The organism is Streptantibioticus ferralitis, from assembly GCF_029223525.1.
In the GTDB taxonomy this organism is placed as follows: Bacteria; Actinomycetota; Actinomycetes; order Streptomycetales; family Streptomycetaceae; genus Streptantibioticus_A; species Streptantibioticus_A ferralitis.
This window is the reverse complement of record NZ_JARHTQ010000039.1, coordinates 16,763-38,519: the sequence shown is the minus strand read 5'-3', so window position 1 is coordinate 38,519 and position 21,757 is coordinate 16,763. Positions and strand designations below refer to the sequence as shown.

15 protein-coding genes are annotated in these 21,757 nt (G+C 72.5%); 4 read left to right on the top strand and 11 right to left on the bottom strand.

Annotation, left to right across the window (positions count from 1 at the left end; all coding sequences use genetic code 11):
• Nucleotides 1-24: 24 nt before the first annotated feature.
• Nucleotides 25-1,161 carry a DUF8017 domain-containing protein gene (locus P2L57_RS35025; protein WP_275821683.1) on the top strand — a complete coding sequence of 379 codons (1,137 nt, stop codon included), beginning with the start codon at nt 25-27 and terminating at the stop codon, nt 1,159-1,161.
• A 27-nt stretch (nt 1,162-1,188) separates the two neighbouring features.
• On the opposite strand, the gene mycP is transcribed toward P2L57_RS35025, so the two are convergent.
• On the bottom strand, nt 1,189-2,415 hold the full coding sequence (mycP, locus tag P2L57_RS35020) for a type VII secretion-associated serine protease mycosin (RefSeq protein ID WP_303657033.1): 1,227 nt from the start codon (nt 2,413-2,415) through the stop codon (nt 1,189-1,191).
• Nucleotides 2,415-3,998 (bottom strand): type VII secretion protein EccB, encoded by a 1,584-nt coding sequence (eccB, locus tag P2L57_RS35015; protein WP_275821679.1) that lies wholly within the window; start codon nt 3,996-3,998, stop codon nt 2,415-2,417. Before eccB ends, mycP begins: the two co-directional genes overlap by 1 nt.
• 275 nt (nt 3,999-4,273) lie before the next feature.
• Between eccB and eccE the strand changes: the two genes are divergently transcribed.
• From eccE to P2L57_RS35000, 3 genes are all read left to right on the top strand, one after another.
• Nucleotides 4,274-5,620 (top strand): type VII secretion protein EccE, encoded by a 1,347-nt coding sequence (gene eccE / locus P2L57_RS35010; protein WP_275821677.1) that lies wholly within the window; start codon nt 4,274-4,276, stop codon nt 5,618-5,620.
• Nucleotides 5,620-6,399: a hypothetical protein gene (locus P2L57_RS35005; protein ID WP_275821675.1), complete on the top strand. Its 780-nt coding sequence runs from the start codon at nt 5,620-5,622 to the stop codon at nt 6,397-6,399. Before eccE ends, P2L57_RS35005 begins: the two co-directional genes overlap by 1 nt.
• 295 nt (nt 6,400-6,694) lie before the next feature.
• A complete protein-coding gene (locus tag P2L57_RS35000; protein ID WP_275821673.1) occupies nt 6,695-9,463 on the top strand; it encodes an SCO5717 family growth-regulating ATPase in 2,769 nt (922 codons plus the stop codon).
• Nucleotides 9,464-9,529: 66 nt separating this feature from the next.
• Here P2L57_RS35000 and P2L57_RS34995 read toward each other — a convergent pair whose 3' ends face one another.
• The 9 genes from P2L57_RS34995 to rimP all read right to left on the bottom strand — a co-directional run bounded on the left by P2L57_RS34995 (nt 9,530) and on the right by rimP (nt 21,559).
• Nucleotides 9,530-10,471 (bottom strand): bifunctional riboflavin kinase/FAD synthetase, encoded by a 942-nt coding sequence (locus tag P2L57_RS34995; protein WP_275821671.1) that lies wholly within the window; start codon nt 10,469-10,471, stop codon nt 9,530-9,532.
• Nucleotides 10,472-10,648: 177 nt separating this feature from the next.
• A complete protein-coding gene (locus P2L57_RS34990) occupies nt 10,649-14,107 on the bottom strand; it encodes a S1 family serine peptidase (RefSeq protein WP_275821669.1) in 3,459 nt (1,152 codons plus the stop codon).
• 406 nt (nt 14,108-14,513) lie between these two features.
• A complete protein-coding gene (gene truB, locus P2L57_RS34985; RefSeq protein ID WP_275821667.1) occupies nt 14,514-15,425 on the bottom strand; it encodes a tRNA pseudouridine(55) synthase TruB in 912 nt (303 codons plus the stop codon).
• Nucleotides 15,422-15,868: a 30S ribosome-binding factor RbfA gene (gene rbfA, locus P2L57_RS34980; RefSeq protein WP_275821665.1), complete on the bottom strand. Its 447-nt coding sequence runs from the start codon at nt 15,866-15,868 to the stop codon at nt 15,422-15,424. Before rbfA ends, truB begins: the two co-directional genes overlap by 4 nt.
• 45 nt (nt 15,869-15,913) lie before the next feature.
• Nucleotides 15,914-16,207, bottom strand: coding sequence for a DUF503 domain-containing protein (locus tag P2L57_RS34975; RefSeq protein WP_275821663.1), 294 nt, complete (start codon nt 16,205-16,207; stop codon nt 15,914-15,916).
• Between the two features lie 179 nt (nt 16,208-16,386).
• Complete coding sequence (gene infB, locus P2L57_RS34970; protein ID WP_275821661.1) at nt 16,387-19,452, bottom strand: translation initiation factor IF-2; 3,066 nt, start codon at nt 19,450-19,452, stop codon at nt 16,387-16,389.
• Nucleotides 19,453-19,615: 163 nt separating this feature from the next.
• Nucleotides 19,616-19,903, bottom strand: a complete 288-nt coding sequence (locus P2L57_RS34965) for a YlxR family protein (protein ID WP_275821659.1) — start codon at nt 19,901-19,903, stop codon at nt 19,616-19,618.
• Nucleotides 19,904-19,988: 85 nt separating this feature from the next.
• On the bottom strand, nt 19,989-20,993 hold the full coding sequence (gene nusA, locus P2L57_RS34960) for a transcription termination factor NusA (RefSeq protein ID WP_275821657.1): 1,005 nt from the start codon (nt 20,991-20,993) through the stop codon (nt 19,989-19,991).
• Between the two features lie 2 nt (nt 20,994-20,995).
• Nucleotides 20,996-21,559 (bottom strand): ribosome maturation factor RimP, encoded by a 564-nt coding sequence (gene rimP, locus P2L57_RS34955; RefSeq protein ID WP_275821655.1) that lies wholly within the window; start codon nt 21,557-21,559, stop codon nt 20,996-20,998.
• Between the last annotated feature and the right edge of the window lie 198 nt (nt 21,560-21,757).

Genomic DNA, 21,757 nt, shown 5'->3' with positions numbered 1-21,757 from the left:
CGGTCGGCACGTAGGGTATCGGCCATGTCTTGGCCGCAGAACCCCAACGATCCGCAGCAACCACAGCAGCCCGCGCGGCAACCGCCGCAGCAGGGATTCGGGCCGGCGCCCACCTGGACGCCCACTGGCGAGATGCCGCAGATACCGCCGCAAGGCCCCCCGGGGCCGCCTCCGCAAGCCCCGCAGCCCGCACCGCCTCCGCAGGCCCAGTCACCGCACAGCCAGCCCACGCAGGCACTCCAGGGCCCGCCCCCGCCGCCCGCCGGGTTCCCAACGCACGCCACCGCACCGCAGAACCACTTCGGGTCGTACCCCGGCCAGCAGCCCCCGGCACCGCAGGAGCCGCAGCCGCAGCCCGCGCGCAACCGCAAGACGCTGCTCACCGTCGTCGGCGCCGTTGTCGCGCTCGCGGTGATCGGCGGCGGGGCGTTCGCCCTGCTGGGCGGCGGGAAGAAGACGCAACAGGCGAAGGCGTCGTCAAGCGCCTCCGCGCCGTCGCAGACGGCGCCCACGCCGACCCAGGACGGCCCCAACACCACGGGGAACGGATCGGACGCGAAGCCGATGATCGCGGGCTGGCAGACGCAGACCTGGCAGCGGCACGGCTTCAGCTACGACGTCCCGCCCCAGTCCGAGAACTGGAAGGTCGCCAAGCCGGACCTGGAGATCGTTTACACCGACAAGAACGGTCAGCCGATGGTCGGCATGACCGGCACCTCGGACTACCGCGAGGGCGGCTGCGCCTCGGCGGGCAACCAGAGCGGTCCGATCGCCGCGGGCAAGGGCCAGCTGGCCACCATCGGCTCCCAGGGCGCCAAGGGCGGCACCCTCCAGGACGACGCCAAGATCGCGGCCGGTAACTGGGGCTTCGCCGCCTACGGTGGCGCCGACGGCCACAAGCCCAAGGTGTCGGTCAGCACGCCCACACCGTGGAAGCACAACGGCATCGACGGCTACACCGCGACCGCTACCGTCACCGGCATCTACCAGCCGAGTCCCTGCGTCCCCGCGACCGCCACCGCGCGCTCCATCGCGATGCGCCTCAAGGACGGCACGATCGGGCTGTGGATCATTTACGCGGACCAGGGCGTGCCCAACGCGCTGACTTCGGCCGAGATCGACAAGATCATGGGCACCGTACGGCCGGCCGGCGCCAGCTGAGCACCAGTGACCGGCTGAGGCGGCGCCTCATGTGGTCGTACGGCGGCGCCTGGCGTCCCTTACGACCACGGCGCCGCCCGCGATCACCGCGACCAACAGGGCCGCGCCGCCCAGGGCGTAGGTCGCGGTGCGCTCAGCGCGCTGCTGCGGGGTCTCGCCCAGGGTGAGCGCGGCGGGCTGTATCCGGGCGCCGCTCTTGCTGAGGCCCTTGTCCGGCGCCGGCTGGTCAATCGGCTTGGCGTCGTCGGTGAGGGCGCGCACCGGGTCGACCACTCCCCACCCGATGAAGTTGTTGTGCCCGGGGTCCACGCGTTCCGCGGTCTGCTCGATCTGGGCGACGACCTGCTGTTCGTGCCAGTCGTGGTGCTTGGCGCGGATGAGCGCGGCGACGGCCGCGACATAGGGCGCCGCGAAACTCGTGCCCTCGTCGACGCACTGCCCGCCGATCGGCACGGTGGAGACCATGCCGACGCCGGGCGCCGCGACCCCGACGAAGGGGCCGGACTGCGAGAAGTCGGCGCGTTCGTTGTTGCGGTCGGAGGCACCGACGGCCAGGACGCCCTTGAACGCGGCCGGGTACGTGGAGTGCTGCTGACCGCCCGAGCCGTTGTTGCCCGCGGCCGCGACCACGACGACGTCCTGGTCCAGGGCGTACTGGACGGCCTGCGCCAACTGCGAGTCGGGGCCCAGGACACCCGTGGTGTCCTGCGAGATGTTGATGACCTTGGCGCCCGCGGCCACCGACTTGCGGATGGCCTCGGCGAGCGTGGCGGCGGTGCCTTTCCCCTGGTCGTCGTTCTGGCGCACCGGGAGGATGGTGGCCTGCGGCGCCAGACCGACGAATCCGGTACCCGCGGCCGGGCGGGCCGCGATGATGCCCGCCACCTTGGTGCCATGGCCCACGGTGTCGTTGGTGCCGTCGCCCTTGTTGTCGATCAGGTCGAAGCCGTCGTGCTTGTCGACGGCGTCCTTGAGCTGCGGGTTACGGGCGTCGACACCGGTGTCGATGACGGCGACGCCGACGCCCTTGCCCCGGCTGTTCTGCCACAGCTGGTCGAGCATCACCCGCTGGAGCGACCAGGGGACGCTCGCTATCGGCTGCGCCGGGAAGGTGCATTCGCCGTTGTCGTCGAGGGCCAGGTGTGCCCGTACCGGGTGCTCCACCGGTACCAGGCAGGGGGTGAGGGCCAGTGTGCAGGCCGCGGTGGACGCGGCCACGGACCGCGCGAGACGGGAGGTTTGAGGCGCGTGCATCACGAACCCTGCGGCTGGGCTGCGTCGTTGGTGTCCAGCGTCGGCCCGGCGGGCAGGAAGGCCGACCACGCCTGCGGAACCGGAACCGGCTGCACCTGCCCGTACCCGAGCCGCACCTGAGCCTGGGCGGCCTGCTGCTGGCTCTGGTCGGAGCTCTGTCCTGAGCTCTGGGGGTCGGCGGAGGCGGAGGGATCGGCGCCGATGTTCGACTTGTGGGAGTTGCTGTCATTGTTCGACTGCACGGCATAGCGCAGGCCGGTGTCGGTGACCAGGAAGACGCTGCCGGTGTCCGTCGAGCCGCCGACGGTCTGCCGGTAGAGCAGGCCGGAGCCCGGGGTCACATAGGCGCTGGTGCCGCCGTCGACGACGGTCGCCGGGAAGTGCCGGCCCGTCCACACGCTCACCTGGGGCTGGTTGTTGCCGTTCACCGAGCCGCGGTAGACGCTGCACGACGCGGCGGAGCTTCCGTCGTTCACCTGCTGCGGCGGCTGCTGCGGCCATCCCCTGTCGGCGTAGAAGGGCGTGTCGTCGGGGGTGAAGTCCTGGGCGGCGACCTGCTGCGGCGCCGGTACGTGGTCCGAGCCCGGGTACATCGATGTGACGCCCGGCATGTTGAGCAGCAGCTTGGCGACCAGGTCGGAGACCCGGGCCACCTTGTTGGCCAGCACGACGTACTTCTGGGAGCCGGTACCGCTGGGGGCGATCAGCACCATGCCGACCTTGTTCAGCTGCGGGTTGAGGCCGGGCACATTGGCTGCTCCGCCCAAGCCGTCCGCCTGCGGAAACTCCACCGGCCTGCCCGGGTTGAAGGTGGCCAGCCAGTCATCGGTGACCAACTGCGGTGTCTTGTCACCGCCGAACAGGATCCGCACCAGCAGCTTCTGGGCGTCCTGCCCGGTCCTGCCCGCGCTCTTCCAGTTGGCGTTGCCGATGGGGTACTTGGTGCCGTCGGGGTCGACCAGGTACTGGACGCCGTCGGGGCCCTGGACGAACAGCCCCTGGTCACCGCTCAACCGCCCGGCGCCGTCGACCTTGGACGCGTCCCGGCCGGCGAGCACGAAGGCGGCCTTCTGGACGTCTCCCGTGCCCTGGCCGGGCCGCTCGCACACCGCCCACAGCTTGGCGGTTCCGGCGTCGGCGCTGCTGGGCAGGCGGTCGGGGGCGTAGGGGATGCCCAGGGTGGGGCCGTGCGGGAGCTTGCCGTTGTCGAGCACCGACTCCTGGATCTTGAGCACCCCGAACTTCTGCGGATCGAGGAGGAGTTTGGCGGAGGCCAGGTTGAGTACCGGGTGGAGTTCCGCCTTGCCGTCGGTCTTCAGCACCACGTAGCGGGTGGTGGAATCGCTGCCGACGAGGACCTTGGCGCCAGGGTCGTCCCAGCCCTGCGGTGCGCCGGGCTTGATCAGGCCCCAGGCGCCGAATCCCGCGAGCAGCAGGGCCGCGACGACCAGGCTCGGCGCGAGGGCGCGCAGCGGCCGCGGTGCGCCCTCCTCGGAACCCGCGGGTGACGGCTGGAGGAACGCCGCCAAGGTCCGCTTCCTGGCAAAGGTGTAGGCGTTGAGCTCGTCCCGCCGTGAAGCCATCGGCTCTTACTTCTCCCCCGGTGATCGCTGCGATCTGATCGGTGTACGCGGCCTTCCGCACTCTTCCCGCCGCGGTCGCGGTGCGGTCGACGGTCCTCGTCGGCTGTGCACCCCGGTTATCCACAGGCAGGGGCGGGCGCCCGCGCTCGTCGGACTGGCCCTCTACTATGCCGGGTGACGATCGGTACCGGTCGTGCGGGTGGGGCGGACTGTACGTCAACCACCGGACGTGAGCCGGGCATTCACCACAAGAGTGGGACAAGGGGGCGACGGGGATGGCCAGCGCGACCACGACGCGTACGAGAGGGCAGGCGCCCTCCGGTGCGCGGTCGGGCGGTGCGGCACACGCGGCCGGCACGCCGCGCCCCGGCGGAGAGCGGCCGTCCGGTGGGGGGCCGCAGTCCGGTGCGGTGCTGCGTCCGCATCCGAAGTCGGGCCGCATCGGCCCGATCGGGGTGCAGCAGTTGGTACTGATCGAGGTGGCGGCCGCGGTGCTGCTGGCGGCCTGGGTCACCGATCCGCTGCTGCTGGTGCCCGCGGGTGTGGTCGCCGCGGCCCTGGTGATGCTCGCGGTGGTGCGCAGACACCGGCGGCCCGCCCCGGAGTGGCTGGCCGCCGCCATGGCGCTGCGGGCCCGCAGGCGACGGGCCGGTGAGCCGGTGCCGAGTGGCACCGACCCGGGGTTCACACCCGCCCTCGAATGCGATCCGAGCCTGCGGACCTACACCTACACCGCCCGGGGGCGGCGTGCGGTGGGCATGGTCGGCGACGGCACGTTCCTCACCGCCGTACTGCAGGTACAGGCCGCCGACGCACCGCTGCGTCCGCTGCGCACCGCCCGTCCGCTGCCGCTGGACCTGCTGTACGGGGCGCTTGACGTGGACGGCATACGGCTGGAGTCGGTCCAGGTCGTGCAGCACACCCAGCCCGCCCCGGCGCCGCATCTGCCGGAGCAGGCGGTCGCCGCGCGCAGCTACGCGCCGTTGCAGGCGCAGTCCGGGGCTCCGGCGGTCCGGCTGACCTGGGTCGCGCTCAAGCTCGACCCGGAGCTGTGCCCCGAAGCGGTACGGGCGCGCGGTGGCGGGATAGCCGGGGCGCAGCGCGCCCTGCTGCGCGCCGCCGACCAGTTGGCGAGCAGGCTGGCCGGTGCGGGCTTCGAGGCCACGCTGTTGGACGAGGCCGGGCTGATCGCCGCGATCGCCACGTCGAGTTGTGTCAATCCGCTGGCCAACGCGCAGGCGGGCCGGTCGGACTCGCCGCCGCGCCGCACGGCGGAGACGGCTCGGGCCTGGCGCTGCGACGACCGCTGGCACACCACGTACTGGATAGGCCGCTGGCCGCAGTTGGGCCCGGGCGGAACACCGGCGCCGAACCTGGTGGCGCTGCTCACCTCGATGCCCGCGCTGGCGTCCACGTTCAGTCTGACCGCGAGCCGGGGTACGGGAGACGCGCCCGCGCTTTCCGGACATGTACGGGTGACCGGCCGAAGCGACACCGAACTCACCGCGACCCGGCGGCAGTTGGAACGCGCCGCGCGTGGTGTGAAGATCGATCTGGTGCGGTTGGACCGCGAGCAGTTGCCGGGTGTGCTGGCCACTTTGCCGTTGGGAGGTGCTCGCTGATGTCCTCATCGGTGATGCCCGATTCGTCCACGGCCGTTGGCGCGCCGTCGGCCGGGGAGCGCGAACGGCGCAGCGGGCGGCCGCGGTTGGGCTTCGGCCTGCTCGGGCCGCGCCGTCCGCGGCACGTACTGTCCTCCGGACAGCTGGCGGCGGTCGGTCTGCCGGTCGGTGACGACGGTGTGGTCATCGGCGTCGACGCGCAGAACCGGCCCGCGGTGCTCGGCCTCAACCGGCCGACGCCGTTGGAGGTCGTGCTGGTCGGTGGCCTGTGGACGGCCCAGTTGATCGCGCTGCGGGCGGCCGCCACCGGGGCCCGGATCGCGGTGGAGACCGGACGGCCCCATGTCTGGGCGCCGTTGGCGCAGGCGGCCGGCGGCGGTCAGCAGTGCATGACGATCCACGACGTGGGACGGGTGCCGCCGCAGGGACCGTCGGTGGGCAGTCCGGTGCTGGTGGTACGGGACGCGGGGATCCGGCCGCCGCGCGGCCGGGTGGCGGCGGCCCCGTGGCAGTCGGTGCTGACGCTGCTGCCGTATCTGGGGCCGACCGCGCCGCGGTTCCTGGAGAGCGCCACGCTCGTCGGGGTGCAGCGGGTCTCGCCCGACGAGGCCGAGCTGATCGGCCGTGTCATGGCGCTGCCCGCGGCGGATGTCGGCGCGCTGTCCGGGCTCGGTGACAACTTCGCGCTGTGGTGCACACGTACGCACCGGCAGTTCGTGATGACGCAGCCCACGGATGCCGAGACCGGGCTGCTGGGCTCGCCCCGCCGGGTGGACTGACGCCGGGGGCGGGTGGCCGGTGCACCACGGGCTGCGGGGGCGGGCCTGACATGGAGGGGCACCGGATGATTAGGCTGTCCTCCAGAGCGGCAGGAGCACATGAGGGCAGGTATCCCGAATCAGCCTCCGTGGCCCCCTGAGACCGAGGGGACCGCAGACAAGGGACGGATGGGCTGCCGCGGTACGGGGAGGAATCATCGATGGCGCGAGCCTGCGCCACGTTCACCCCACAGGTGCCGCACACCCCCGCGTACGACATGCCGTTCGCGAGCATGACAGCAATCCAGGAGGCACAGTGAGCAGCGATCGGGACGAGAACCGCGGCGACGGGCGGTCGACCGACGCCGACCACACAGGCGAGTTCACCATCGACTACACGCCGCCCGCCTGGTACATGACGAACAGCGAGGAGAGCGGCTCCCCGGCGCCGTCCACGGCCCCGGCGCCGTCGACTGCGGCGCCGTCGGCACCGCGGCCGCCCGCCACTCCCGCGCCCGACACCGTGTCGCCGTCCGCCACCGGCGCCGTGCCACCGCCCGGCAGCGAGCAGCGCACCGGCACCCCGGGCGGGTCCGGCTGGTCCGCGCCCAGCAGCGGTACGGCAGTTGGCGGTGGCGGCGCCGAGCCCGGCCTCACGGGCCTGGCGCCGAGCACCGATGCCACGGCGGCGCCCGGCACACACGGCGGACCGGCGGACAGCTCCACGGGGACGGGCGGCGCTCCCGCCGAGGCGAGCGCGAAGGACGAGCCGTTGCGCGGTGCCATTCGCAGCGAGTCCACCATGCGTTTCTCGGCCCTCTCCACGACAAAGGGCGTGAAGGCCGCTCAGGACGCCGATCCGGAAGCTTCGGACAGCAAACCGGAGGATGCACTTCCGGAGTCTGACGCCATCTCCGCGTCCCCGAAGGGCGAGCCTGCGGACGGCGACGCGGCGCCCACTGACACCGCTGATACCGCTGACACCGCTTCGGCCACCGACGAACCGCGTGACGCCGTCCCCGCACCCCAGCCGCCGGCGCCGCAGTCCACAGCGGCCCCAACTCCCGTACCCACGGCGCCCATCGCATCACCGGGCGACACGGCCGGACCAGTCGGCGCACAGCCATGGGCACCGCCCGCGCCGCAGCCGCCCGCGACCAACTCCCCCTGGTCCCAGGTGCCGCCGCCGCAGACCCCGCCGCAGAACGCCGTGCCGCCGCTGCCGCCGCAGTTCCAGGCACCCCAGCCGCCCGGGCCGGCCGTGGTACTCCCACCGCCCGGCCCGCAGCAGCCCGGACCCGCTGTCACGCCACCGCCGCCCGGTCCCCAGCAGGGCTTCCCGCAGCCGCCCGCCCCGAACACGCCGGACGGGCCGAACGGGCCGAACGCGGTGAGCCCGCCGCACCCGGCGACGGGGGCGCCGCTGCCGCCGCCCGTGCAGTACTACGACGCGTCCGCGAGCCAGGGTGCGCCGCTGCCCCCGCCCGGACCCCAGCAGCCCGGACCCCAGCAGCCAGGACCCCAGCAGCCAGGACCCCAGCAGCCAGGACCCCAGCAGCCCGGGCCCGGTTTCCCCCCGCCCCCGACCCCGAACGCCCCCAACTCGGGGGCGCCGCAGTCCTCTTACGGTTTTCCGCTGCCGAACCAGCAGGGCACACCGCCGCAGCCGCAGCCCGGTTACGGCTATCCGCACGAGGGTGCGCCGCTGCCGCCCGCTCACCCCGAGCAGCTGGCAGTCCAGCCCGGGCCGCCCGTCGACCCGCGTACCGGCGGCTGGCCCGCGGTCACCCCGGACCAGCGGCAGCGCACCGTCGGCGGCGCGCCGCTCGGTTACACCGCCGCGGTGGAGCTGTCCTCCGACCGCCTGCTGCGCAACCAGCCCAAGGCCAAGAAGCCCGGTGGCAACATCCCGGGCCGGTCCCCGTTCCGGATCGGCGGCAAGGCGGCCGAGGCCGAGCGGCAGCGGAAGCTGGAACTGATCCGTACGCCGGTCCTGTCCTGCTACCGGATCGCGGTGATCAGTCTGAAGGGCGGTGTCGGCAAGACCACGACCACCACCGCGCTCGGCTCCACCCTCGCCTCGGAGCGCCAGGACAAGATCCTCGCCATCGACGCCAACCCCGACGCCGGAACGCTCGGCCGCCGGGTGCGCCGCGAGACCGGTGCGACCATTCGCGACCTGGTGCAGCACATTCCGCATCTGCACAGCTACATGGACATCCGCCGGTTCACCTCGCAGGCGCCGTCCGGTCTGGAGATCATCGCCAACGACGTGGACCCGGCCGTGTCGACCACGTTCAACGACGAGGACTACCGCCGGGCCATCGATGTCCTCGGCAGGCAGTACCCGATCATCCTCACCGATTCGGGCACCGGTCTGCTCTACAGCGCGATGCGCGGTGTGCTCGACCTCGCCGAGCAGTTGATCATCATCTCCACCCCGTCCGTCGACGGCGCCAGCAGCGCGAGCACCACGCTCGACTGGCTTTCCGCGCACGGCTACGCGGACCTGGTGCAGCGCAGCATCACCGTGATCTCCGGGGTCCGCGAGACCGGAAAGATGATCAAGGTTGAGGACATCGTGTCCCACTTCGAGACACGGTGCCGCGGCGTGGTCGTCGTCCCGTTCGACGAGCACCTGGCGGCGGGCGCCGAGGTGGACCTCGACATGATGCGACCGAAGACCCGCGAGGCGTACTTCAACCTGGCGGCGATGGTCGCGGAGGACTTCGCCCGCGCCCAGCAGGCGCAGGGTCTGTGGACGCAGGGGGAAGGCGGCGGGCAGCCTCCGCAGATGGCCCCGCCGATCCCGGGTCAGCAGCAGCCCTACTACTACCCGCCGGCCGGTGCCGGGTACGACGGGCAGCCGCAGCAGGCCCCGTACGCCCCTCCGGGCGCACCGCAGGGCTGGCCGCAGCATCCTCCGTCGCAGACGCAGGCCCAGTCCGCGCCGAGCCCCGCCGGTCCGCCGCCGCCCGCACCGGGCCAGCCGACCGGACCGGGCGGCGAGCCCGCGCCTCCCGGCTGGCCGCAGCAGCAGCCGCAGCCTGGGTACGGCTATCCGCCGCCTCCGCAGCAGCAGTGAGCACATGGGGAAGGGCCCGGACGATTCGTCCGGGCCCTTCCCCATGCGGTGATTCGGTGAGCGGGCCTAGGCCTCCACGAGTTCCCGTGCCCGCTTCACATCGATCGCCATCCGCTCCAGCAGGGCGTCGATCGAGTCGAACTTCTCCTGTCCGCGCAGGAACGCGAAGAAGTCGACGGCCACGTGCAGCCCGTACAGATCAAGACCCACGCGGTCGATGGCATAGGCCTCCACCGTCCGCTGGGTGCCGTCGAAGGTCGGGTTGGTGCCCACCGAGATGGCAGCGGGCATCGACTCGCCCTCGACCACCAGCCACCCGGCGTAGACACCGTCGGCGGGAATCGCCGAGTGCGGCAGGGTCTCCACGTTGGCCGTGGGGTAGCCCAGCTCGCGGCCCCGCTGCGCGCCCCGCACCACCACGCCCTCGACGCGGTGCGGACGCCCGAGGACCTCCATCGCACCGGTGACATCGCCCTGCGCGACCAGTCGGCGGGCCAACGTGGAGGAGAACGGCTCGCCGTCGCCCGCCGCACCGCTGACGTAGAGGTCGACGACCTCGACCTGGTAGTCGTGCGTCAGCCCGAGCGCCGAGAGGTACTCCACGTCGCCGGCCGCCTTGTGGCCGAAGCGGAAGTTCGGGCCCTCCACGACGAGCTTGGCGCCCAGCGCCTCGACCAGCACCGTCCGTACGAAGTCGCCCGGCGACAGCTGGGAGAACTCCGTGGTGAACGGGAGGATCAGCAGCGCGTCGACCCCCAACTCCGCCATCAGCTCGGCGCGGCGGTGGTGCGCCGCCAGCAGGGGCGGATGGCTGCCGGGCCGTACGACCTCGCTGGGATGCGGGTCGAAGGTGACCACGACCGAGCGAACGCCGAGCTCCCGTGCGCGCTCGACCGCGCGCCCGATGATCAGCTGGTGCCCGCGGTGGACGCCGTCATACGAGCCGATGGTGACGACGCTGCGCCCCCACCCCTCGGGAACGTCCTCCAAGCCCCGCCAGCGCTCCACAGTGACCGCTCCTCGCCCGAACCAAGTTTCCAGTGTGCCGGGTCCAAGAGTGCCATGTCGCCGCGCTGGCTGTGGGTTCGGGTTCTGGTACCGGGAGTTTTCCGCCCTGCCTGGGTGGGCTTCGGGGTCGTTTTCCCGTCCACCCGCCCCTTGCGCCCCGCACGGAAGCTCTCGGCGTCAGCCACCGCCGCGGCGTACGGCGTCCAGGACCGCCGCGTCGCGTTCGCCTTCCAGCAGGACTTCCAGGAGTTCTCTGCGCAGCGGTTGGGAAACCTCCGATCCGGTTGCCGTCAGTACCGGGGCGAGCGCTCTGCGTACTTCCGCGCGAGGATCGCGCAGCAGCCCCACCGCGAGCGGGAAGAGGACCGCACGGGCGCCGGGACCCTGTTCCAGGCGCAGATCGAGGTAGTCGGCCACATCGCGGGCGCCTTCCGGGCAGTGCTCCGCGTAGCCGCGTACGAGCGTGGCCGCCCGGCGGGCCAGCGCCGGGGTGGTGACCCGGGCGAGCTCCGCCAGGACCTCGGCCGCGCGCGGTCCCGGCTCGCGCAGCCGCGCCTGGAAGGCGGCCAGCACCGGCTCGGGGTGGGTGGCCAGCGCGGCGCCCAGCACGGCCGCCGGAATGTACGGATCCCCGGCCGTGAAGCGGGCCAGCGCCCGGTCCAGATGGCGGTTGCGCGTCACCGGGTCCCGTACCAGCAGGGCGAGTGCCGCGCCGTGCAGGGAGCAGTCGTCGCTGCGGTCGAGCAGGGTGAGCGCCGCGTAGCGCAGCAGTTGGCGGTCTGCCTCGGACGTGACATGGGCGGCCGCGCGCAATCCGTAGGCGGCGGCCGCGACATGGCGTTCCGGACGGTCGTCGTGCGCCCAGCGGTCCACGGCGCGGCACAGCGCCGAGGGTTCGTCCTCGGCGAGCGCGGCGAGGAGTTCGTCGGCGCGCGGATGGGCGGCCGCGACCAGCACTTCGGTGAGGCCGTCGATCGCCCGGTGCCGGTGGGTGTGCAGCAGCGCCTGTGCGGCGGAGGCCACCGTGGGGTTGAGCTGCGGGCCGGGGGCGGCCGGCAGCGGCCGGTCGTCCTCGAACCAGCCGCAAATGAGCGGCAGCGCGACATCCGTGTCGGCGCAGAGCAGTTCACCGGCCGCGGTCAGGAACCGGTCCTCCCCCGCCGCGCAGCCCTTCTCCGGGGGCGGCCCGTCCGCCGGCAGCAGCAGCCGCAGCAGGTCCAGCCTGTCCTCGGTGCCCAGTGGCAGTCGCAACCAGAACCAGGGGCCGAATTCGGCCAGTCCGGCCGGAAGCCGGGGCCCGGTCGGCGAGGTGAACCCACCGCGTTGCAGTGAACGTACGGTGATCCGTTCCGCCAGCCGTCGCAGCACATCGCGGAACGGCTCGCCGTCGGGGACGCGCAGCAGCACCTCGCCGAGCAGATGCGCCGCCCACCACGCGGCGTCCGCGCGCCGCTCGTCGTCCTCGCCGTCGACGTCGTCCACGTGGCCGTCCTGGTAAGCGGGCGGCCCGTCCTCGGGGACCAGCCGGGTCGGCTCCACCGCACCCGCGTCCAGGGCGCCGACCAAGTCGTCCAGCCGGTGGGCGAGTTCGTCCATTCCGTCCCGCCGCCCGGCCAGCAACAGTGCCTGTACGACCGGGCCGATGCGGTGGCGCGGCACCGGCAGGGCGTGCGGCGGCTGCGTGGGGGCGACGGAGGGCGCGGGCGGTGGCGGTGGGACGCGGTCGTCGTGCGTGCCGGTCCGCACCGTCGTCAACGGGCGCGACGGCAGCCGTACCGGGGCCTCTCGCCGGCCGCGCGGCGCCGTGTGCCACCGGTAGACCAGGGCGTGCAGCGCGGCGTCCAGGTCGAGGTGCCCGGCCTGCAGCCAGTCCGCGAACTCCTCGTGCGCGAACCGGTACCCGGCCCCCGCGGGCACCAGGAGTCCTTCGGTGAGCACCGCGGACGCCCAGCCGCTGCGCCACGGGAAGATCTCCTCGAAGGTCTCGCGGTCCAACTCGCCCTGTCCCGGGCCCAAGCACTGCCGCGCCGCCTCATGCACCTGTCCGGCCACCCGGGCGGCCAGCCGGCGCAAGGCCGTACCGACGACCTGCTCGGAACCGGCCACCGCGAGCCGTACGGCGATCCGCAGGCACACCAGATCGAGGTAGGCGGCGAAGATGGCGGACCGGTCCGGTGCCCCCGCCACCCCGGGGTTGGCCGCGCGGACCTCGGCCAGCAGGCGCAACGCCAGGGGGTGCGCGGCGTCGGCCGGGTCGATCGCCTCCTCCGGGATCCCGTACCGCTCGCGCGCCTGCTCGGCCTGGCCTGGTGTGAGGTCGCCAAGCCGTACGCAGGCGGGCAGCGCCCGCGCCGGGCCGCCCGGCGGGGTGGCCGATGACCCGGGGCGGTACAGCAGTTCGGCGGGGAACAGCGCACCGGCCCGCTCCCAGTACTCCGGGCGGCACGCCACCACCAGCCGTACTCCGGCGGCCCGCAGCCAACTCGTGGTGCCCGCCGTCCAGTCGGGCAGCGCCCGCGCCAGAACCGACGGCATCTCCTCGGGCGCGTCCAGGAGTACCAGTAGCGGGCGACCGGCGGCCCGCGCCAGATGCGCCACGGCGTCCGGCGTCACGCCCTCCGCCTGTCCGGCCTCCCCCACCCCGCCCGAGGCGTCGATGATCCGCCCGGCCGCCCGCAGCGCCCGTTCCACCGCCTCCTTCAACCCGCCGTCACCAGGCCGCAGTTCGGCCCCGCGCAGCCATACGGTCGGGGCCGGGCGCGCGCCCCGGGCACGGCGGGCGGCGAGCGCGCCCAGTTCGGTGGTGCGTCCGCAGCCCGGGTCGCCGACCAGGCCGAGCACCAGCGGCCCCCGCTCGTCGGTGGCGTCGAGGAAGGTCCGCAGTTCGCTCTCGACAGCCGGTCTGTGCTCCGGTTCGCGCCGGTCCCGGGGCTGTCCCGCGCCCGCGGAACCGACCGAGGTCGCGGTGAGCTGCAGCGCACCGGCGAGGTTCAGATGGGCTCCGTAGGCGGGCACGGTGGCGGCGTTGCGGGCCAGCGGTTCGGCCAGCGGACCTTCGGCGCGCAGCGGGACGGCGAACCCGGGCGCGGCGTGCGCGGCGTGTACGGCGGTGGCCACCACGCCGAGCACCGCGCCGGTCCTGGTGTCGACCAACGGGCTGCCGGAGACCAGCGGCCCGTTGCGCAGCGCGTCGGGGGTGCCCGTGACGAGCTCGTAGACCTGCCCCAGCAGGTGGAAGCGGTCGGTGGCGGTATAGGTGGCGGGCACGGTGCCGACGACGGCCGCGTGCACCCAGTTCTCGGCGTGCAGCCGCACCCAGCCGTCGGGGTCGGCGGGGCCGGTCTCGGCGACCGGCAGCGGTGGTACGACGAGTCCTTCGGTGGCGACCAGGGCCAGGCCCTGCTCCGGCAGGGCGGTGATGGCCTCGGCCTCGACCAGGCAGGTCTGCTCGCCCGGTGCGTGCAGCACCAGGCGGCGCAGCCCGTCGACGGCTTCATGGCTGGTCAGCAGTGTGCCGCCGGTGTCGATGAGAAACCCGGTGCCGCGTGGCCGGCCGGCCAGATCGCAGAGTCTCACCAGTGACTCGTCCGGATCGGCCTTCCCCTGACCCATGGCAGGGGGGACCCCAAGCGCCATGCACATACCTCCCCGCCGAACGCTCCCTCGCCGAACGCTCCCTCGCCGAAAGCCCCCTCGCCGAACGCTCCCTCGTCGACGGTAGGCGTGTGGTGATCGCCACGACAGGGCGCGCGGCGAAAGCGCCCCCGCACACCACGGGATTCACTCCGAGCGCCTGCCCGTTGGGGTGAATCCGCAGCTCGGAGGGGATAAGAGAGGATCGGAGGGGAATCGTTGAGTGCGGGCCGGGGCGGCTACCACGGCCCGCACTCCACGGTGCGCCGTCCGTACGGGAGTTGGGCCGTACGGGTAGTCGATCCGTGGGCGGGTCGGCCCGTACGGAGCTGATCCGTATGGGAGTTGGCCCCTACGGGAGTTGGGCCGCGCGGGAGTTGGTCCGCGCGGGAGTTGGTCCGCGCGGGAGTTACGAGACGAACCCCGCGAGGATCTTGGTCTCGCCGCGCCGCTCCTCGACCAGGGCGATGAGCCGGTCCTCGGGGCCGAAGACCGCGATGGGTCCGGCGCCGAGCCCGGGGGCCTTCTGCCGTACGCCGTTGATCAGTTGACGGGCCTGCTCGGCGCTGACGTCCCAGCGCGGGAACGCCTCCGCCGCGGCCTGCCCGATCGGCAGCACGGCGAACGACTCCTCCAACTCGTCCAGGGTGTGGGCCTGATCGACGCCGTACGGGCCGACGCGGGTGCGGCGCAGCGCCGTCAGATGCCCGCCGGTGCCCAGATCCGCGCCGAGGTCCCGGGCGAGCGCCCGGATGTAGGTCCCCGAGGAGCACTCGACGGTCACCTCGACGTCGAGCAGCGGGGTACCGTCGGCGGCCACCGCCTCCCGTACGTCATGGACGGTGAAGGACGAGACGGTGACCGGCCGCGCCGCCAGTTCGACGTCCTCGCCGTCGAGAACCCGCCGGTACGAGCGCTTCCCGTCGACCTTGATCGCGCTGACCTTGGACGGCACCTGGAGGATGTCGCCGGTGAGCTTGGCGATGCCGTCGTCCAACGCGTCGCGGGCGATGTGCGCCGCCGACGCGGTCGCCGCCACCTCGCCCTCCGCGTCGTCGGTCACCGTCGACTGGCCGAGCCGGATGGTCGCCTGGTACGTCTTGGTGGTGAGCGCCAGGTGCCCGAGCAGCCGGGTCGCCTTCTCCACGCCGATCACCAGCACACCGGTCGCCATCGGGTCGAGGGTGCCCGCGTGACCGACCCGCCGGGTTCCGGCGAAGCGGCGCACACGGGAGACGACCGTATGCGAGGTGAGCCCGGCGGGCTTGTCCACGATGACCAACCCGTCGGGCCCGATGCCCCTTCTACCCGCTCGGCTCACGCTTCGTCCGACTCCTCGTCGTGCTCCGCCGGCTTGCGGTACGGGTCCGCGTCACCCGCATACCCCTTGCCCGCGGCCGTCTCGCGGACCTGGGCGTCGGCGGCGCGGGCCTTGGCGAGCAGGTCGTCGATGGTCCGGGCGGTGTCCGGGACCGCGTCGAGGACGAAGGTGAGGGTCGGGGTGAACCGTACGCCGGTCTGGCGGCCGACCTCGGAGCGCAGCACGCCCTTGGCGCTCTCCAGCGCCGCGGCGGACGCGGTCCGCTCCTCTTCGTCACCGAAGACCGTGTAGAAGACGGTCGCCTCCCGCAGGTCACCGGTGACCCGGGTGTCCGTGATCGTCACATAGCCCAGCCGCGGATCCTTGATCCGTCGCTGCAGCGTCTCGGCGACCACGACCCGGATGCGGTCCGCCAGCTTGCGCGCCCGCGCGGTGTCGGTCATGCGTAATCTTCTCTCTGTCTTCTCTTCGGTCTTCTGACTTCGGATTCAGTCGTCTTCGCCATGGATCCGCTCCCGAGCGGACAGCAGGTCCACCTCGGGCCGGGCGGCCATCCAGCGCTCGCACTGGTCCAGTACGTCCTTGACGTGCCCGAGGTCCCCGGACACCATCGCGATGCCGATCTCGGCCCTGCGGTAGAGGTCCTGGTCACCGACCTCGGCGACGCTGACGCCGTAGCGGCGTTGCAGCTCGGCCACGATGGGACGAACGATGGAGCGCTTCTCCTTCAGCGACCGTACGTCGCCGAGAAGCAGGTCGAAGGACAACGTCCCTACATACATGGGCAGCAGGTCAAGCCGACCTGTGAGGCCTCGTGTGAACAGTCATCACAACAGTACCGGCAACGGCCGGGGCCGATCGACGGATTATCTCCCGTCGACCGGCCCCGACCGGCCAGCCCCTCGCCCGACCACCGTTCCTGATGGACCGGGCTACGCCGGGGCTGGCATCACCGCACGGTTCAGCCGCGCGGCTTCTCGCGCATCTCGTACGTCGCGATGACGTCGTCGACCTTGATGTCGTTGTAGTTGCCGAGGTTGATACCGCCCTCGTAACCCTCACGGATCTCGGTGACGTCGTCCTTGAAGCGGCGCAGGCCCTCGATGGTGAGGTTCTCCGCGATGACCTTGCCGTCGCGGACGAGGCGGGCCTTGGTGTTGCGCCGGACCTCGCCGGAGCGGATGAGCACACCGGCGATGTTGCCGAGCTTGGACGAACGGAAGACCTCGCGGATCTCCGCGGTGCCGAGCTCGACCTCCTCGTACTCCGGCTTGAGCATGCCCTTCAGCGCCGCCTCGATCTCCTCGATCACCTGGTAGATGACCGAGTAGTACCGGACGTCGACGCCCTCGCGCTCGGCCAGCGACGTGGCGCGGCCCTCGGCCCGCACGTTGAAGCCGATGATGATGGCGTCGGAGCCCGCAGCCAGCGAGACGTCGGTCTCGGTGACCGCACCCACACCGCGGTGCAGGATGCGCAGGTCGACGTCGTCGCCGACGTCCAGCTGCAGCAGCGAGGACTCCAGGGCCTCGACCGAACCGGACGCGTCGCCCTTGATGATGAGGTTGAGCTGCTGCACCTCGCCGGCCTTGAGCACCTTGTCCAGGTCCTCCAGGCTGACCCGGCGGCGGGACTTGGCGAACGCCGCGTTCCGCTCGCGGGCGGCGCGCTTCTCGGCGATCTGCCGCGCGGTGCGGTCCTCGTCGACGACCAGGAAGTTGTCACCCGCGCCCGGCACGTTGGTCAGACCGAGTACCAGGACCGGGGCCGACGGACCGGCCTCTTCCACGTTGTTGCCGGTGTCGTCGAGCATCGCCCGGACACGGCCGTACGCGTCGCCGACCACCATGGTGTCGCCGACCCGCAGGGTGCCGCGCTGGACCAGCACGGTGGCCACGGCGCCGCGGCCACGGTCGAGGTGCGCCTCGATCGCGATGCCCTGCGCGTCCTGCTCCGGGTTGGCCCGCAGGTCGAGCGAGGCGTCCGCGGTGAGGACCACGGCCTCCAGCAGGTCGTCGATGTGCAGACCCTGCTTGGCGGAGATGTCGACGAACATGGTGTCGCCGCCGTACTCCTCGGCCACCAGGCCGTACTCGGTCAGCTGACCGCGCACCTTGGTCGGGTCCGCGCCCTCGACGTCGATCTTGTTGACCGCGACGACGATCGGCACGTCGGCCGCCTTGGCGTGGTTGAGCGCCTCGACGGTCTGCGGCATCACGCCGTCGTTGGCCGCGACCACCAGGATCGCGATGTCGGTCGACTTCGCACCGCGGGCACGCATGGCGGTGAACGCCTCGTGACCCGGGGTGTCGATGAAGGTGATCTTGCGGTCGTCGCCGTTGACCTCGGTCGCGACCTGGTACGCACCGATGTGCTGGGTGATACCGCCGGCCTCGCCCGCGACCACGTTGGTCTTGCGGATCGCGTCCAGCAACCGGGTCTTACCGTGGTCGACGTGACCCATGACGGTCACCACCGGCGGACGCGCGACGAGTGCCTCCTCGCCGCCCTCGTCCTCACCGAACTCGATGTCGAAGGACTCGAGAAGCTCGCGGTCCTCCTCCTCCGGGCTGACGATCTCGACGATGTAGTTCATCTCGTCGGCGAGCAACTGCAGCGTCTCGTCGGAGACGGACTGCGTCGCGGTGACCATCTCGCCGAGGTTCAGCATCACCTGGACGAGCGACGCCGGGTTGGCGTTGATCTTCTCCGCGAAGTCGGTGAGCGAGGCACCGCGCGACAGCCGGACCGACTGGCCGTTGCCGCGAGGCAGCATCACACCGCCCACGGACGGGGCCTGCATGGCCTCGTACTCCTGGCGCCGCTGACGCTTCGACTTGCGGCCACGCGCCGGGCGACCGCCCGGACCACGGCCGAAGGCACCCTGCGTACCGCCACGGCCACCCGGACCACCGGGACGACCGCCGAAGCCGGGACGACCGCCGAAGCCGCCGCCACCGCCGCCGGGACCGCCACCACCGGGACGACCGGCGAAACCGCCGCCGCCACCACCGCCGGGACGACCGCCGCCGCCCGGACCCGCCGGACGACCGGCGAAGCCGGGACGAGCGCCGCCGCCACCGCCGGGACGACCGCCGCCACCGGGGCCACGGCCACCGCCGCCCGGCCCCGGACGCGGGCCCGCGGCGGGACGCTGCGGCATCATGCCCGGGTTGGGACGCGGACCACCGGGACCGCCCTGGCCACCGCCGGGACGCGGCATGCCGCCCGGCGTGGGACGGGGACCGCCCTGGGCGCCACCGGGACGCGGCGCGCCCTGCGGACGCGGACCACCGGGCGCACCCGGACCGCCGGGACGCGGACCGCCCGGACGCGGGGCACCGGGCGCCTGCGGACGCGGCATGCCGGTGCTACCGGACGAGGTGAACGGGTTGTTACCGGGACGCGGACCGGCCGGACGGGCACCGCCCGGACGCGGGGCGCGCTCGCCACCGTGACCGCCGGGACGCGGACCGCGCTCGGCGCGCTCGCCACGACCGGGGCCACCGTCACGCGGACCGGGGCGCTGGCTCGGACGCGGGCCGGGCGTCGCACCGGGACGCGGGGCGGGACGCTCCGCGGGGGCGGGCGACGGCGCCGCGGCGGCCGGAGACGAGAACTCGGCCGCGGGCGCGGGCTGCGCCGGAGCGGGCTTCGGGCCGGGACGCGGACCGGGAGCGGGACGCGGGCCGGGCTGCGCCGGGGCAGCCGGAGAGGGCGCCGCAGCAGCAGGCTTCGGCGCGGGCGCACCGGAGGGCTTGGGGGCGGCGGGACGAGCCGGGGTGCCGGCGCTGGGCGCGGCCGGCTTGGCGGGCGCCTGCTTGCGCGGCGCCGAAGGCTTGGCGGAGGACCCGGCGCCGCCGCCGTTCCCCTGCTGCAGCGCATCAGTCAGCTTACGAACAACCGGCGCCTCGATCGTCGACGACGCCGAACGGACGAATTCGCCAAGTTCTTGGAGCTTGGCCATGACGACCTTGCTCTCAACTCCGAACTCCTTGGCGAGTTCGTATACCCGGACCTTAGCCACTTCGCTCCTTCTAGGTCCGGGGTGGTCGTCCGCCGGACCGTCGCTACTTCATGGGCGTACTCATCGCGTACTCATCGAGTGCTCATCGCAATCTCGACCTACTTCCGACTCGTACCTGACCGCACGGATACCCGTGCCGTTCTCTGTTCCGTACCGCGCTGTGCTACGCGGCGTTGCCTGTCGCGTGTTCCATGGACCGTTGCAGTTCCGCCGTACCGAGCGGCCCCCGGCTCCGAAAGGCCCGGGGAAACGCCCGGCGGCGAACCGCCAGGTCGTAACACGCCATGTCGGGGTGCAGATAAGCACCCCGGCCGGGCAGCGTACCGCGTGGATCAAGGACACACTCATCCTCGATCACCGCGATGCGCAGCAGATCGTTCTTGGCCGCCCGCTTCCGGCAACCCATGCAGGTTCGCTCAGGGCATGCTCGGGCACGCGTCCGGCCAGACACTGCTTAAGTCTACCTCCCCGCGCCAACCTCACCCCTTCGGGTCGGTTTGCGCTCGGCTGTTCGTTACGGCGCGCTTACCGCCCGCTCACTGCTGTGCTTGCGCGTTCTGCGGTTCCGCCTCGGTGTCCGGCCGGATGTCGATCCGCCAGCCGGTGAGCCGGGCGGCGAGGCGGGCGTTCTGGCCCTCCTTGCCGATCGCCAGCGACAGCTGGTAGTCGGGGACGGTCACCCGCGCCGAGCGACTGGCGAGATCCACCACCTCGACCTTGCTCACCCGAGCGGGTGACAGCGCGTTCGCCACCATCTGTGCCGGGTCGTCCGACCAGTCGACGATGTCGATCTTCTCGCCGTTCAGCTCGGCCATCACCGCGCGCACCCGGCTGCCCATCGGGCCGATGCAGGCGCCCTTGGCGTTGAGCCCCTGCCGGGTGGAACGCACCGCGATCTTGGTGCGGTGACCCGCCTCGCGGGCGATCGCCTCGATCTCGACCGAGCCGTCGGCGATCTCCGGGACCTCCAGCGCGAACAGCTTCTTCACCAGGTTCGGGTGGGTGCGTGAGAGCGTGACGGACGGACCGCGCACACCCTTCACCACCCGCACGACATAGGCGCGCATCCGCGTGCCGTGCTTGTACTCCTCGCCGGGGACCTGCTCCTGCGGGGGCAGGATGGCCTCCAGCTTGCCGATGTCGACGAGGATGTTGCGCGGGTCGTTCCCCTGCTGCACCACCCCCGCGACGATGTCGCCCTCACGTCCGGCGTACTCGCCGAAGGTGATCTCCTCCTCGGCGTCCCGCAGCCGCTGCAGGATGACCTGCTTGGCGGTGGTCGCCGCGATTCGGCCGAAACCCGTCGGTGTGTCGTCGAACTCGCGCGGCGCCTCGCCCTCCGGAACCTCCGAGGCGGCTTCCTTCGCCCAGACGGTCACATGACCGGTCTTGCGGTCCAGCTCCACCCGCGCGTCGCGGTGGCTTCCGGGCTCGCGGTGGTAGGCGATGAGGAGGGCCGACTCGATGGCCTCGACCAGCAGGTCGAACGAGATCTCCTTCTCCCGTACCAGTCCCCGCAGGGCACTCATGTCGATGTCCACGGCTACGCCTCCTCAGTGCTCTCGTCGTTGCCGGCGACCGGGTCCGTGTCGCCGTCCGCGTCGTCGTCCGGGTGGGGGGAATCGGTGGGAGCCTTGTGGCTGAACTCGACCTCGACCCGGGCCTTGGCGATCTCCGCGAAGGCGAGGCGGCGGGCGGTGGGCTTGCGGCCCTTGACCCCCGGCACCTCCAGGTCCAGCCCCTCGTCGTCCACCCCGATGATGCGGGCGACCAGCTCGCCGCCCTCGGCCAGCTGCGCCTTGATGAGGCGGCCGGTGTTGCGTACGAAGTGGCGGGGTTCGGTCAGCGGCCGGTCGGTGCCGGGCGAGGTGACCTCCAGGACGTACGGGGCTCCGCCCATCACGTCCGACGCGTCGAGCACCGCGGAGACCTCGCGGCTCAGTTCCGCCACCGCGTCCAGCTGCACGCCCTCGTCGGAGTCGACGACGACCCGCAGCATGCGCCGCTTGCCCGCCGGGGTGACCGCGACCTCTTCCAGCTCAAGACCCGCCGCAGACGCCAGCGGCTCCAGCATCTCTCGCAGCCTGTCGGTCTGGGTGGTGCTCATCCGGGTGACTCCTCGGCCGCGTGTGCTGTTGTGGGTTCGTCGCGTGTCGCCATGAGCCTATCGTTTCCGGCACCCGACTGACGATTCGGCGGAGCCTGACGGGTGCACGCCGCCCCCTTCGCTGCCACGGGTAGGCTCTGGCCTGCCCAGGACCTTGATCCGCCAGGACAGTGCCGGGGTTTCCGCCACCATTCCGTC

Bases quoted from the DNA above. Each gene is read 5' to 3' on its own strand.
- P2L57_RS35025 (WP_275821683.1), top strand. From the start codon at position 25: ATGTCTTGGCCGCAGAACCCCAACGATCCGCAGCAACCACAGCAGCCC.
- mycP (WP_303657033.1), bottom strand. From the start codon at position 2,415: ATGCACGCGCCTCAAACCTCCCGTCTCGCGCGGTCCGTGGCCGCGTCC.
- eccB (WP_275821679.1), bottom strand. From the start codon at position 3,998: ATGGCTTCACGGCGGGACGAGCTCAACGCCTACACCTTTGCCAGGAAG.
- eccE (WP_275821677.1), top strand. From the start codon at position 4,274: ATGGCCAGCGCGACCACGACGCGTACGAGAGGGCAGGCGCCCTCCGGT.
- P2L57_RS35005 (WP_275821675.1), top strand. From the start codon at position 5,620: ATGTCCTCATCGGTGATGCCCGATTCGTCCACGGCCGTTGGCGCGCCG.
- P2L57_RS34990 (WP_275821669.1), bottom strand. From the start codon at position 14,107: ATGGCGCTTGGGGTCCCCCCTGCCATGGGTCAGGGGAAGGCCGATCCG.
- rbfA (WP_275821665.1), bottom strand. From the start codon at position 15,868: ATGACCGACACCGCGCGGGCGCGCAAGCTGGCGGACCGCATCCGGGTC.
- P2L57_RS34975 (WP_275821663.1), bottom strand. From the start codon at position 16,207: ATGTATGTAGGGACGTTGTCCTTCGACCTGCTTCTCGGCGACGTACGG.
- rimP (WP_275821655.1), bottom strand. From the start codon at position 21,559: ATGAGCACCACCCAGACCGACAGGCTGCGAGAGATGCTGGAGCCGCTG.